Origin of the sequence: Pseudomonas machongensis (genome assembly GCF_034961125.1) — a bacterium.
Lineage (GTDB): Bacteria > Pseudomonadota > Gammaproteobacteria > Pseudomonadales > Pseudomonadaceae > Aquipseudomonas > Aquipseudomonas machongensis.
Window position 1 is genome coordinate 18,542 of sequence record NZ_JAYFUI010000195.1, and the last position, 13,731, is coordinate 32,272.

The window sequence follows — 13,731 nt, forward strand, 5'->3', positions numbered from 1 at the left end:
GAGGTGCCGTCAGCGGCGCTGATGGCCGATGTGTTTGCGCCGGAGGTGGACTTCTTCTCCATCGGCACCAATGACCTGACCCAGTACACCCTGGCCATGGACCGCGACCATCCGCGCCTGGCCGGCCAGGCCGACAGCTTCCATCCGGCGGTGCTGCGCCTGATCGCCACCACGGTCAAGGCTGCTCACGCCCATGGCAAGTGGATCGGGGTGTGCGGCGCGCTGACGCCGGACCTGATTGCCGAGGAGTCCGCGCCGGCGGCGGTCGGTGAACTGGTGCCCGAGGTGCTGGCGGCATTGGGTGGGGCGGGGAATCTCCAGTCGCAGCAGCGCGTCGCGTTGACCCGCGTGCGCGTGCAGTTGTTGGACCCGGCGCGGCTGGACGAGGGCGCGCTGAAGGCGGCCGGGGTCCCCGGGGTCATGGTGCTGGTGGGTGGGGTCGTGCACCTGCTGGTGGGGGTTATGTAGCCTGTTCGGGCCTCATCGCGGGACCAGTCGCAGCGGCGAACCGCCGCTCCCACAGGCGCAAGATCATGGTGCTTCTGAACTGCCCCCAAAGGTTGGATTGGTGTCCAACTTCTTGGGGGCAGTCCATTCTGTGGGAGCGGGCTGGTCCCGCGATGAGGCCCGAACAGGCATGCCCAGCTCCGTCATTCTTTTGTAATGACCGGGTCATGCCCCGGTTTCCCCTGGCTTCGTACAGTGAGCTCACTCCCGTACACATCCAGAGGAACGCCCATGAAACTCCGCTCGCTCGTCCTTGCCCTGTCACTTACCGGTGCGGCCTTTGCCGCCACCTCCACCTGGGCCGCCGATACTGCACCGCAGGAAGTGAAGAACATCGTGCTGGTTCACGGCCTGTTCGCCGATGCTTCCAGCTGGGCCAAGGTGATTCCGTTGCTGCAAGCCAAAGGCCTGCACGTGACCGCAGTGCAGAACCCGACCACCTCGCTCGACGACGACGTCGCGGCTGTCAACCGGGCGCTGGCCCAGCAGGACGGCCCGGTGATTCTGGTCGGTCACTCCTACGGCGGCATGGTCATCAGCCAGGCCGGTGATTCCGAAAAGGTCAAAGGCCTGGTCTACATCGCCGCCCGTGCCCCGGAAGCGGGCGAAGACTACCCGGCGCTGACCAAGCGCTTCCCGGCAGCGCCGGCGGGGGCTGGCCTGCAGTGGTCCGCCGACGGTTACGGCATGCTCAGCGAGAATGCCTTCGTCAACGATTTCGCCGGCGACCTGCCCAAGGCCGAGGCCGAAACCTACTACGCCGTCCAGCAGCCCATCGGTGTTGGCATCAAGACCGCCAAGACCACCGTCGCGGCATGGAAAGACAAGCCCACCTGGTACGCCGTCTCGACCCAGGACCGTACCATCAACACCGAGCAGCAGCGTTTCATGGCCAAGCGCATGAACGCCCACACCGTCGAGCTCAATGCCAGCCACGTCTCGCTGATTTCCCAGCCGCAAGCGGTGGCCAAGCTGATCCTGCAAGCCGCGCATGTTCCAGGCAACTGAGCCAGCCCGGCCTGGCACCACGCTATACTGCGTCGGTGCCGGCAGGCGGGTTGGAGACGCGGGTCAGTGAAAATCCTCATCATCGAAGACGAAGCCAAGACCGCCGACTACCTGGCCGGTGGCCTGGGCGAGGCCGGCTACAGTGTCGATCATGCCGACAATGGTATCGACGGCCTGCACATGGCCCGCGAGACACCCTACGACCTGATCCTGCTCGACGTGATGCTGCCTGGGCTCGATGGCTGGGCCGTGATGCAGAAACTGCGCGCACAGACCCGTACCCCCGTGTTGTTCCTCAGCGCCCGTGGCACCCTCGAAGATCGGCTGCGTGGCCTTGAGCTGGGCGCCGACGAATACCTGGTCAAGCCATTCTCCTTCGCCGAACTACTGGCGCGCATCCGCATCATCCTGCGCCGCGGCCAGGCGCAGCCGGATGAAGAGATCCTCAGCCTGGGTGACCTGCGCCTGGACCTGGGCAAGCACCGCTGCGAACGCGCAGGTATGCGCATCGACCTGACCAGCAAGGAGTTCAAGTTGCTGGCGTGTTTTCTCCAGCATCCCGAGCAGGTGCTGTCGCGCACCTTCCTCGCCTCACGGGTGTGGGACATGAATTTCGACAGTGACACCAACGTGGTGGATGTCGCGGTGCGGCGCCTGCGGCAGAAAGTCGACGAACCCTTCGCGGTGCGCCTGATCCATACCGTGCACGGCGTCGGCTATCGCTGCGAGCTCGAGGCATGAGGCGTCTGTCGCTGACCGTGCGCCTGGCGGTGTTGCTGGCAACCTTTTCGTTCGTGGCCCTGGCTCTGCTGGGCGGCGCGCTGTATGTCGCACTCGGGCAGCAACTGGCGCTGCGTGACGACGGCGCGCTGCTGACCCGCGTCGAGCAGATCCGTACCTTGCTGCGTGACATGGACGCCCGCGCGTTGGTGCGTGACAAGCCGCAGCTGTTCGCCAACATGCTGGGCAATACCGAATCCTTGCTGGTCATCCGGCCGGTCGCCGGGGCGCCGCTGCTGGAGGTCAACCCAGGGCGCCGCGAGGTGCCGCAGGTCACGCCTCTGCCCGCGGGGGGAGCACTGGGGCTGGATGCGGTGCAGCGCAGCACCACCGCCGATGGCACGCCCTTCATCTATACCGCAGTACTCAGCGAGCCACCGGGTGGCGGTGCGGTACTGGAAATTCTGTCGGGGCGCTTGCTGACCGAGCGCACCCGCATCCTGCGCGAGTACCGCGACAACATCATCCTGTTCTCGTCGGTGATGGCCGTGCTGGCGGCAGCCCTGGCCTATCTGCTCGCCCGCCGCGGCATGTCGCCACTGCGCCGGTTGGCGCGCCAGACGGCAACCATTGGCGTCGGCACCTTGTCGCAGCGGCTGCAGCGCGACGATGCACCCGCCGAGCTGGATGCCCTGATCGAGCAGTTCAATGCCATGCTGGCGCGGCTCGAACGCGGTTTCGAGCAACTCAAGCAGGTCAGTGCCGACATGGCCCATGATTTGCGCACACCCATCAACAATCTGCTTGGCCAGACTGAAGTCGGCCTCGGTCAGGTGCGTGAGCCGCATTACTACCAGCGCCTGCTGGGCTCGCACTTCGAGGAGTTGCAACGGCTGTCGCGGATGATCGACAACATGCTGTTCCTGGCCCGCGCCGAGCATGCCGATCACCCCATCGATCGCACCGGGCTGGAGTTGGCCCAGGAGTTGGGGCGTCTGTGCGACTACTTCGAAGACCTCGCCTGCGAGCGCGACGTGCGGCTGGCGTGGCATGGCGAAGGCTCGGTGTGGGCCGACGCCGCGTTGCTGCGCCGGGCGCTGGCCAACCTGTTGGCCAATGCGGTGCGCTTTGCCGAACCTGGCAGTGTCATCGAAGTGACCGCCGGTGAGCAGGGCGATGAGGTGTTGATCCAGGTGCGCAACCGTGGGCAGGCAATCGCCCCTGAGCACCTGGAAAGCGTGTTCGAACGTTTCTACAGGGTCGATGCCTCGCGCCACCATTCGTCACAGTCCAGCGGGCTGGGCCTGTCGATCGTGCGCTCGATCATGCAATTGCACCAGGGACGCTGCTGGGCCGACAGCAGCGAGGGGGCGACCTGTTTCACCCTCGCGTTCCCGCGCGTCAGCCACGATAGGCCACCCAGCCCTTGAAGGTCCCGCTGAAGCCGGCCTAGTTCAGCAGCGCGACAACAGTTCACTTAATCTTTCTCAATTGCAGGTGTATCGTATTCGCCCTTCATTGCCAGCGGTGCTGGCAGCTTGATTGCGCAAAACGAGGTACCTGCACGTATGTCCTTTACCCGTCGACAAATGCTCAAGGGCCTGACCGGCCTCGTCGTGGTTGGCCTGGGCGCCGGAGGCGCGGCTCGCTACTGGCTGGGCAAGGTCGAGGACGACAATGCCGGGCACGACTACGAGCTGATCGCGGCGCCCCTGGATGTCGAGCTGGTTCCCGGTTTCAAGACCGAAGCCTGGGCTTTCGGTCCCTCGGCACCCGGCACCGAGTTGCGGGTGCGCCAGGGCACCTGGTTGCGGGTACGCTTCATCAATCACCTGCCGGTTGAAACCACCATCCACTGGCACGGCATCCGCCTGCCGCTGGAAATGGACGGTGTACCCTACGTGTCGCAATTGCCGGTCAAGCCGGGTGAGTTCTTCGACTACAAGTTCCGCGTGCCCGATGCCGGCAGTTACTGGTACCACCCACATGTCAGCAGTTCCGAGGAGCTGGGGCGCGGGCTGGTCGGGCCGCTGATCGTCGAGGAGCGCGAGCCGACCGGCTTCCTGCACGAGCGCACCCTGAGCCTGAAGACCTGGCATGTGGACGAGCAGGGCGAGTTCATGCCGTTCAGCGTGCCTCGCGAGGCCGCGCGCAATGGCACCGCTGGGCGCTTGATCACCATCAATGGCCAGGCCGAGGCGGTCACCGAGTTGCCCGCCGGCCAAGTGGTGCGTGTGCGGCTGCTCAACCTGGACAACACCTGGACCTACCGCATCAACCTCAAGGGCAACTGCGAGGCGATGATCTATGCGCTCGATGGCAACCCGGTGACCCCGAGGCCGCTCGAGGACGACTACTGGCTTGGCCCCGGCATGCGCATCTGCCTGGCCATCCGAATTCCCGAGGCCGGCGAGGAGATTTCCCTGCGCGACGGCTTCGTGCGCCTGGGCACCCTGCGTTCGGTCGCCAGCAGCGAGGCGCCGAGCGACTGGCCCAAGGCGCTGCCGCCGAACCCGATCGCCGAGCCGGACCTGGAGAAGGCCGAGAAGCTGAACTTCAATTTCGAATGGGCGGGCCAGGTTTCGGTGAACACCGAAAACGGCAAGCCACCGAGTCTGTGGCAGATCAACGGTCAGGCCTGGGACATCACCGACAAGACCTGCGCCGATCGGCCGATCGCCACGCTGAAAAAGGGCAACAGCTATATCTTCGAGCTGAAGAACATGACCCAGTACCAGCACCCTATCCACCTGCACGGCATGAGTTTCAAGGTGATCGCCTCCAATCGCCGCAAGATCACCGAGCCCTGGTTCACCGACACCTACCTGTTGGGCAAGAACGAGCGTGCCCAGGTGGCCCTGGTAGCGGATAACCCGGGCACCTGGATGTTCCACTGCCATGTGATCGACCACATGGAAACCGGCCTGATGGCCGCGATCGCGGTGGTCTGATGCGTCCGCGGATCATCGATCGCAGCGGCGATCAGGCATTCATGCAGTTGGCCCTGGAACTGGCGGCTGAAGGCGCCTTGCTGGGCGAGGTGCCGGTAGGTGCGGTGCTGGTGCAGCAGGGGCAGGTGATCGGCCGTGGCTTCAACCGACCGATCACCGACAATGACCCCAGCGCCCACGCCGAAATGGTCGCCATTCGCGATGCAGCCAAGGCTGTCAGCAACTATCGGCTGCCGGGCAGCACCCTGTATGTGACCCTCGAGCCCTGCAGCATGTGTGCGGGCCTGATCGTCCATTCGCGGATAGAGCGGGTGGTGTATGGGGCGCTGGAGCCCAAGGCGGGGGTGGTGCAGAGCCAGGGACAGTTCTTCACCCAGGGTTTTTTGAATCATCGGGTGTTGGTAGAGGGGGGCGTGCTGGCGCAGGAGTGCGGGCAGATTCTCAGCGACTTCTTCAAGGCGCGTCGGGCCAAGTCCTGACTTGCCCGCCAAGAGGCCGCTGCAGGGTTACATCGGCGGTGATTGCTCCGCCGGCTTGTCTTTGTTGACCGCAGGCACATGCAGGTTGCCCTCGGCCACCTGTCCCTCGAGCTGCGGCTGGGTCACCCAGGTGAGGATGTCGTAGTAGCGGCGGATGTTGGCCACGAAGTGCACAGGCTCGCCGCCGCGGGCGTAGCCGTACTTGGTCTTGCTGTACCACTGCTTCTGCGACAGGCGCGGCAGCATCTTCTTCACGTCCAGCCACTTGTTCGGGTTCAGGCCTTCGCGCTTGGCGAGGGTACGGGCGTCTTCCAGATGGCCGCTGCCGACGTTGTAGGCGGCCAGGGCGAACCAGGTGCGGTCCGGCTCCTGGATGCTGTCGTCGAGCTGCTCCTTGATGAGCATGAAGTATTTCGCCCCACCCATGATGCTTTGCCTGGGGTCCAGCCGGTTGGACACGCCCATGGCCTGGGCGGTGCGCTGGGTCAGCATCATCAGGCCGCGTACGCCGGTCTTCGATGTCACCTCGGGCTGCCACATCGATTCCTGGTAACCGATCGCCGCCAGCAGCCGCCAGTCGACCTGCTCGACCTTGGCGTAGCTCTTGAAGTGCTTTTCATACTTGGGCAGGCGCTGCTGCAGGTGCTGGGCGAAGGTGTAGGCGCCGACGTAGCCAAGCACGTCGACATGGCCGTAATAACGGTCTTTCAGGCGCTGAAGCGTGCCGTTCTTCTGCGCCTTGTCGAGAAACTCGTTGATCTCGTTGAGCAGGCTGTTGTCTTCGCCGGCCGCCACGGCCCAGCGCTGGTCGCGGGCATCGCCCAGGTCGAAGGCCACGCGCACGTTGGAGAAGTACACCTGGTTCATCGCCAGTTCGTTGGAGTCGACCAGGGTCAGGTCGATCTGGCCTTCGTCAACCATGCGCAATAGGTCGACCACCTCCACAGCGTCGGACTCTTCGTATTCAAGCGTCGGATACTGCTTTTTCAGTTCAGCCAGCTGTTCGGCATGGCTGCTGCCCTTGAGCACCATGATCTTCTTGCCGATCAAATCCTTGGGTTCGGTGGGGCGGGAACGGCCATTGCGGTAGATGACCTGGGGGGTGACTTCGAGGTACGGGTGGGAGAACTTCGCCTGGGTGGTGCGTTGCTCGCTGCTGACCAGGCCGGCGGCGGCCAGCACCGGGCCGGTTGGCTTGCCCAACTGGTCGAACAGGTCGTCGAGGTTGTCGGCGGTCTCGATCTCCAGCTTGACGCCCAGATCGTCGGCGAAACGTTTGACCAGCTCGTATTCGAAGCCGGTTTCGCCGTTGCGGTCCTGGAAGTAGGTGGCCGGGCTGTTGCGGGTTATGACGCGCAGCACGCCGTCCTCCTTCACGCGCTCGAGGGTGCTGGGTTTTTCAACACAGGCACCGAGCATCAGCAAGAGTCCGGTTGCGAAGAGCCATCTGGCGCAGCGCTGGCGCAAAGCAGTGTGGGCGAACATAGGTTGCAGTATACGCAAAGGACCGCCCGCGCCATATCTCGACAACCGTTAGCTTGTCTGGTAGCGGGTTGTGTGTTTGCGGGGGCTTGCCTTCGGAGGATCGCCCAGTGAAAACCCCTCCGGCCAGTCTCCAGAATTCTGACCCCCAGGTCCGGTTCCACCGCCCGGCAGCATTGCCCTCTGGCGGGTGCCGAAAGCCGTCGAATTAGGCTAGAATGCACGGCCTCTAAGCACACCCCTTCCTGAGGCTGTCCCGACGATGTTGATCCTGCGCGGCGCTCCTGCCCTTTCTGCCTTTCGCCACGGTAAATTACTCGAGCAACTGAGCCAGAAAGTCCCCGCTGTTACTGGTTTGTATGCCGAATTCGCCCACTTCGCCGACGTCGACGGCGAGCTGACCGCCGACCAGCAGCAGGTGCTGGGCCGTCTGCTCAAGTACGGCCCGAGCGTGCCGGTACAGGAGCCCAGCGGCCGCCTGTTCCTGGTCGTGCCGCGCCTGGGCACCATTTCGCCCTGGGCCTCCAAGGCCAGCGACATCGCCCATAACTGCGGCCTGCAGTCGATCCAGCGCCTGGAGCGCGGCATCGCCTACTACGTGACCGGCTCGCTCAGCGACGCCGACGCCGCGCAGGTGTCCGCCGAACTGCACGATCGCATGACCCAGCGCGTGCTGACTCAGCTGGAGCAGGCTGCAGACCTGTTCAGCCACGCCCAGCCCAAGCCGATGACCTCGGTCGACATTCTCGCAGGTGGCCGCGCCGCCCTGGCCCAGGCCAACGTCGACCTGGGCCTGGCCCTGGCCGAAGACGAGATCGACTACCTGGTCAACGCTTTCCAGGGGCTCAAGCGCAACCCGAACGACATCGAGCTGATGATGTTCGCCCAGGCCAACTCCGAGCACTGCCGCCACAAGATCTTCAACGCCAGTTGGGACATCGACGGCCAGGCTCAGGAAAAGAGCCTGTTCGGCATGATCAAGAACACCTACCAGATGCACAACGAAGGCGTGCTGTCGGCCTACAAGGACAACGCCTCGGTGATCGTCGGCAACGTCGCCGGCCGCTTCTTCCCGAATCCTGAAACCCGCCAGTACGGTGCGGTGCAGGAGCCGGTGCACATCCTGATGAAGGTCGAGACGCACAACCACCCGACCGCCATCGCCCCGTTCTCCGGCGCCTCCACCGGCTCCGGCGGCGAAATCCGCGACGAAGGCGCCACCGGCCGTGGCGCCAAGCCCAAGGCCGGCCTGACCGGCTTCACCGTATCCAACCTGCGCATCCCGGGCTTCGAACAGCCATGGGAGCAGGCCTACGGCAAGCCTGAGCGCATCGTCGACGCCCTCGACATCATGATCGAAGGCCCCCTGGGCGGCGCCGCGTTCAACAACGAATTCGGTCGCCCGGCCCTGACCGGCTACTTCCGTACCTTCGAGCAGAGCATCAACACCCCGCACGGTGAAGAAGTGCGCGGCTACCACAAGCCGATCATGCTCGCCGGCGGCATGGGCAACATCCGTGAAGACCACGTGCAGAAGGGCGAGATCACCGTCGGCGCCAAGCTGATCGTGCTCGGCGGCCCGGCCATGCTGATCGGCCTGGGCGGCGGCGCTGCCTCGTCGGTGGCCACCGGTGCCAGCTCGGCTGACCTGGACTTCGCCTCGGTCCAGCGCGAAAACCCGGAAATGGAGCGCCGTTGCCAGGAAGTTATCGACCGCTGCTGGCAGCTGGGCGACGACAACCCGATCGCCTTCATCCACGACGTCGGCGCCGGCGGCATCTCCAACGCCTTCCCGGAACTGGTCAACGACGGTGGCCGCGGTGGTCGCTTCGAGCTGCGCAACGTGCCCAACGACGAGCCGGGCATGGCCCCGCACGAAATCTGGAGCAACGAATCGCAGGAGCGTTACGTGCTGGCCGTCAGCGCTGTCGACTTCGAGCGCTTCAAGGCCATCTGCGAGCGTGAGCGCTGCCCGTTCGCCGTGGTCGGCGAAGCCACCGAAGAACAGCACCTGACCGTCACCGACAGCCACTTCGACAACACCCCGGTCGACATGCCGCTCGACGTGCTGCTGGGCAAACCGCCACGCATGCACCGCTCGGTCACCCGCGAAGCCGAGCTGGGCGATGATTTCGACCCGAGCGAGCTGGACCTGGACACCGCCGTACAGCGCGTGCTGAGCCACCCGGCCGTGGCCAGCAAGAGCTTCCTGATCACCATCGGCGACCGCACCATCACCGGCCTGGTCGCCCGCGACCAGATGGTCGGCCCGTGGCAGGTACCGGTGGCCGACTGCGCCGTCACCGCCACCAGCTTCGATGTCTACACTGGCGAAGCCATGGCCATGGGCGAGCGGACTCCGCTGGCACTGCTGGATGCCCCGGCATCCGGGCGCATGGCCATCGGCGAAACCATCACCAACCTGGCCGCCTCGCGCATCGACAAGCTGTCCGACATCAAGCTGTCGGCCAACTGGATGTCCGCTGCCGGCCACCCAGGTGAAGACGCGCGCCTGTACGACACCGTCAAGGCCGTCGGCATGGAGCTGTGCCCCGAGCTGGGCATCACCATCCCGGTCGGCAAAGACTCGATGTCGATGAAGACCAAGTGGAGCGAAGAGGGCGTCGAGAAGAGCGTCACCTCGCCGATGTCGCTGATCATCACAGGCTTCGCCCCGGTCACTGACATCCGCAAGACCCTGACCCCGCAACTGCGCATGGACAAGGGCGAGACCGACCTCATCCTGATCGACCTGGGCCGCGGCAAGAACCGCATGGGCGCCTCGATCCTGGCCCAGACCTACGGCAAGATCGCAGCCCAGGCGCCGGACGTCGACGACGCCGAAGACCTCAAGGCGTTCTTCGCCGTGATCCAGGGTCTGAACGCCGACGGTCACCTGCTGGCCTACCACGATCGTTCCGACGGCGGCCTGGTCACCACCGTGCTGGAAATGGCCTTCGCCGGCCATTGCGGCCTCGATCTGCAACTCGATCCGCTGACCGACAGCAAGGGCGACGTGCCGGCCATCCTCTTCAACGAAGAGCTGGGCGCGGTCATCCAGGTTCGCCAGGACGCCACGCCGGACGTACTGGCCCAGTTCAGCGCCGCCGGCCTGGGCGAGGAGTGCGTCGCGGTGATCGGCAAGCCGGTCAACAACGGTGAGGTGTCCATCAGCCTGAACGGCGAAGTGCTGTTCGACGATGACCGTCGCATGCTGCAGCGCCAGTGGGCCGAGACCAGCTATCAGATCCAGCGCCTGCGCGACAACGCCGACTGCGCCGACCAGGAATTCGATGTCCTGCTCGAAGAGGACAATCCAGGCCTGTCGGTCAAGCTCGGCTACGACGTCAACGAAGACGTTGCCGCGCCCTACATCAAGAAGGGTGTGCGTCCGCAAGTGGCGATCCTGCGTGAGCAGGGCGTCAACGGCCAGGTCGAGATGGCTGCAGCCTTCGACCGTGCAGGCTTTGCCGCGATCGACGTGCACATGAGCGACATCCTCGCCGGTCGCGTCGACTTCGAAGCCTTCAAGGGCCTGGTCGCCTGCGGTGGCTTCTCCTACGGCGACGTACTGGGCGCCGGTGAAGGCTGGGCCAAGTCGGCGCTGTTCAACAGTCGTGCCCGCGATGCCTTCCAGGCCTTCTTCGAGCGTACCGACAGCTTCGCCCTGGGCGTGTGCAACGGTTGCCAGATGATGTCCAACCTGCACGAGCTGATCCCGGGCACCGAGTACTGGCCGCACTTCGTGCGCAACCGCTCGGAGCAGTTCGAAGCGCGTGTAGCCATGGTCGAGGTGCAGAAGTCCAACTCGATCTTCCTGCAGGGCATGGCCGGTTCGCGCATGCCGATCGCCATCGCCCACGGCGAAGGCCATGCCGAGTTCGCCAGCGAAGAGGCACTGCTGGAAGCCGACCTGTCCGGTTGCGTGGCCCTGCGTTTCGTCGACAACCACGGCAAGGTCACCGAGCAGTATCCGGCCAACCCGAACGGTTCGCCACGGGGCATCACCGGCCTCACCAGCCGCGACGGTCGCGTCACCATCATGATGCCGCACCCTGAGCGTGTGTTCCGCGCCGTGCAGAACTCCTGGCGTCCGGATGACTGGCAGGAAGACGCCGCGCTGATGCGCATGTTCCGCAACGCGCGGGTGTGGGTGAACTAAGCGGTGCACAAGCTCGCCTTCTTCGTCCCCGCCAGCCACGTCGAGGTGGTCAAGGCCGCCGTGTTCGCCGCCGGAGGCGGGCGTATCGGTGACTACGATCACTGTGCCTGGCAGACACTTGGCCAGGGTCAGTTCCGCCCGTTGGATGGCAGCCAGCCATTCCTCGGGCAGGTGGGCCAGGTCGAGGTGGTGGAGGAGTGGAAGGTGGAGCTGGTGGTGGCCGATGAGCGGGTTCGCCAGGTGGTCGCCGCATTGAAACAGAGCCACCCTTATGAAACGCCGGCGTATGAGGTCTGGCCTTTGCTGGACATCTGAGTGCGCTGAAATTTTGCTGCTGCACATCGACAAGCCCCGGCAGTCTTCTGCCGGGGCTTGTCGTTTCTACAGGTTTTAACTGAACAGCCCTTTCAGACGTTCCCAGGCGCTTTCATCCACCGCTGGCGCCTCATGATCGTGGTTGAGCGCTTCGAAGACAGCAGGGTCGCTGGATTTCTGAATTTCCTTGGGGTGCTCGCTTGCCCATTTGCTGACCAGTTCGTCCTGCCACTCGCTGTCATTGGGGTGGGTAAAGTAGCTGCGCGCTATCTTGATCGGATCGCGCAACCGCCCGCCTTCCCAGTATTTGTACATGGCGAAACCGACTTCGCGCACTGCAACCCGGGCCATCAGGGTAGCCAGGGTATGCAGCGGATGCACGTCATGGTCCTTGGCAAGCTGGGAGTGGGTCGGATTGGTCGAGCCGGTGAGCATGGGATTGCCCATTCTGTACGTCTGGATATCGTCGACCGAGTTGCCGATCAGGTTGAGGATGGCCCGGTAGCCAACCTTGGGCAGGTCGGTTGCAAGGCGCAGCGGTGAGCCCGTGATCCAGGAAATGCGCCTCGCCATATTGAACCCTGGCAGGTCCGCCAACGTGTCGCGAACTTCGAGTGCGTTGTTCAGGTATTCCTGCCACTGCGGATCGGGGTGGTCCTGAAGCAGGATCAACAGCGCCAGTTCAGTGTCCGAGCGCTGCCCCGGGGTGATGTTCTCGAAGTCGCCGGAGGGGGAGAACAGTATCTTGGCCATTGGCTCGGCCAGGCTGGCTATCACATCGCTACCGGCGAACATGCCGGTGACGATGGGCCAGCCGTGCTTGCAGTCGGCTTGCGCGGTCCAGGTCAGTACCGTGTTGTGGCCCTGCTTGTGCAGGCTCAATTCGGCGTAGTTGGAGTGGGCGAAGTAATCTTCCAGCACGTGCAGTGCTGCACCGAATTCGCGCAGGCCCTCAGGGGTCGGGCCCGCCGCCATTGCCTCGCGCAGTCGTTCGCACATGTAATCGACCGAACTGAAGATGTGGCGCTTCATGGACGTATCCGGATCGACCTGCAACCGCGGATCGTCCTGTGCGACAGGCGGCTCGAAGTCTGCATCGATGGTGCTTGGGTCAGTCGCTGACGGGTTGGGATTGTAGGGATTGTCGATGTGCTCGGTAGGACGATACACCCCGAGCATCTGCGGTGTGACCACGTAGTGCGCGCGCTCTTGCGGCGTGGATTGCAGGCTGGGAAATGCCTTGAGCGCCAGCAGGTCTACGAGTTGGGTCAGGACTTTCCGGGAGAGCTTGCGCGGGAACTCTTTGGGCGCGTCCTCGGCGCGGACCAGCTTGGGATCGAGCAACTGCGAGTAGTCGCGCAACCAGTTGCCGAAATAGATCGCCTTGCGTTGCTGCTCATTGAACCCGGCGTACTTGAGGTCTTCCTCGATCGACTCATGCCCCCAGGACATTTCAGGGTTTTTCTTGTCGCCCTTGCCCGCAGAAAAGCCCTCGGTGCTGCCTTCATTGGTGTTGGCGCGTTGCGCATGTTCATCCTGGCTCTGGCGGATGAACAGACGCATGGCCTGGTCATCGGCTCGCAGGGTGATGGTTCGGCCTGCTTCGGTCAGTTGGGCGATCTGCAGCTCACCGCTTGGGCCTGACTCCATGCAGCCGATCAGGTAGGCGAAGCGCGCACCCTCCTCGAGCTCTGCATCCTCGGCCACCGAGGCAAAGCCATCGTCCAGGCCTTTCGCGAAGTCTTGGCGCAGAAGGTTGTCCAGGTGATGACCGAACTCGTGCAGCAGGATGGTCGCCAGTTCACAGGCCGCCTGTGGCTGCAGCAGCGCGGTAGCGATCACCTCGGGGTGCAGGTGGATGATACGCGTGGCATTGTCGTAGCAGGCTTTGCCTGCCACCTGTGGGTTCACCTGGTGTAAAGGGTTGCTCAGCGTGCCGTCGCGTAGTGCGTCCTGCAGCTGCTGATAGCAACTGTCTGGCACGTCGTCACCGAACACAGGGATGAGCATTTCGCGGAAGGCCTGTGCTGAGAGTGGCCGGCTGATTTCGGTGAGTCGATCAAGAGCGAAGCGGGTGTGCAGGCGTAGTGGGATCATGCTGGGGACT

10 protein-coding genes are annotated in these 13,731 nt (G+C 64.2%); 8 read left to right on the forward strand and 2 right to left on the reverse strand.

Features of this window, described 5'->3' with window-relative positions; translation table 11 throughout:
• From VA602_RS25570 to tadA, 6 genes are all read left to right on the forward strand, one after another.
• Positions 1 to 468: putative PEP-binding protein (locus VA602_RS25570; RefSeq protein ID WP_323454664.1), on the forward strand; the 468-nt coding region annotated here is incomplete at its 5' end.
• Positions 469 to 831: 363 nt separating this feature from the next.
• Positions 832 to 1,515, forward strand: coding sequence for an alpha/beta fold hydrolase (locus VA602_RS25575; protein ID WP_323454683.1), 684 nt, complete (start codon positions 832 to 834; stop codon positions 1,513 to 1,515).
• A 66-nt stretch (positions 1,516 to 1,581) separates the two neighbouring features.
• Positions 1,582 to 2,256: a heavy metal response regulator transcription factor gene (locus tag VA602_RS25580; protein WP_054894706.1), complete on the forward strand. Its 675-nt coding sequence runs from the start codon at positions 1,582 to 1,584 to the stop codon at positions 2,254 to 2,256.
• Positions 2,253 to 3,665, forward strand: coding sequence for a heavy metal sensor histidine kinase (locus VA602_RS25585; protein WP_323454665.1), 1,413 nt, complete (start codon positions 2,253 to 2,255; stop codon positions 3,663 to 3,665). The genes VA602_RS25580 and VA602_RS25585 overlap by 4 nt, the downstream gene beginning before the upstream one ends.
• 138 nt (positions 3,666 to 3,803) lie before the next feature.
• Positions 3,804 to 5,186 carry a multicopper oxidase family protein gene (locus VA602_RS25590; protein WP_323454666.1) on the forward strand — a complete coding sequence of 461 codons (1,383 nt, stop codon included), beginning with the start codon at positions 3,804 to 3,806 and terminating at the stop codon, positions 5,184 to 5,186.
• Positions 5,186 to 5,665, forward strand: a complete 480-nt coding sequence (tadA, locus tag VA602_RS25595) for a tRNA adenosine(34) deaminase TadA (protein ID WP_054894702.1) — start codon at positions 5,186 to 5,188, stop codon at positions 5,663 to 5,665. The genes VA602_RS25590 and tadA overlap by 1 nt, the downstream gene beginning before the upstream one ends.
• 27 nt (positions 5,666 to 5,692) lie before the next feature.
• On the opposite strand, the gene mltF is transcribed toward tadA, so the two are convergent.
• Positions 5,693 to 7,150, reverse strand: a complete 1,458-nt coding sequence (gene mltF, locus VA602_RS25600; RefSeq protein ID WP_063543260.1) for a membrane-bound lytic murein transglycosylase MltF — start codon at positions 7,148 to 7,150, stop codon at positions 5,693 to 5,695.
• A 259-nt stretch (positions 7,151 to 7,409) separates the two neighbouring features.
• Here mltF and purL point away from each other — a divergent pair, with 259 nt between their 5' ends.
• Positions 7,410 to 11,309, forward strand: coding sequence for a phosphoribosylformylglycinamidine synthase (gene purL, locus VA602_RS25605; protein ID WP_197892225.1), 3,900 nt, complete (start codon positions 7,410 to 7,412; stop codon positions 11,307 to 11,309).
• Positions 11,310 to 11,312: 3 nt separating this feature from the next.
• Complete coding sequence (locus VA602_RS25610; protein WP_151925310.1) at positions 11,313 to 11,624, forward strand: NGG1p interacting factor NIF3; 312 nt, start codon at positions 11,313 to 11,315, stop codon at positions 11,622 to 11,624.
• A 75-nt stretch (positions 11,625 to 11,699) separates the two neighbouring features.
• Here VA602_RS25610 and VA602_RS25615 read toward each other — a convergent pair whose 3' ends face one another.
• On the reverse strand, positions 11,700 to 13,721 hold the full coding sequence (locus VA602_RS25615; RefSeq protein WP_323454667.1) for an HET-C-related protein: 2,022 nt from the start codon (positions 13,719 to 13,721) through the stop codon (positions 11,700 to 11,702).
• Positions 13,722 to 13,731: the final 10 nt, after the last annotated feature.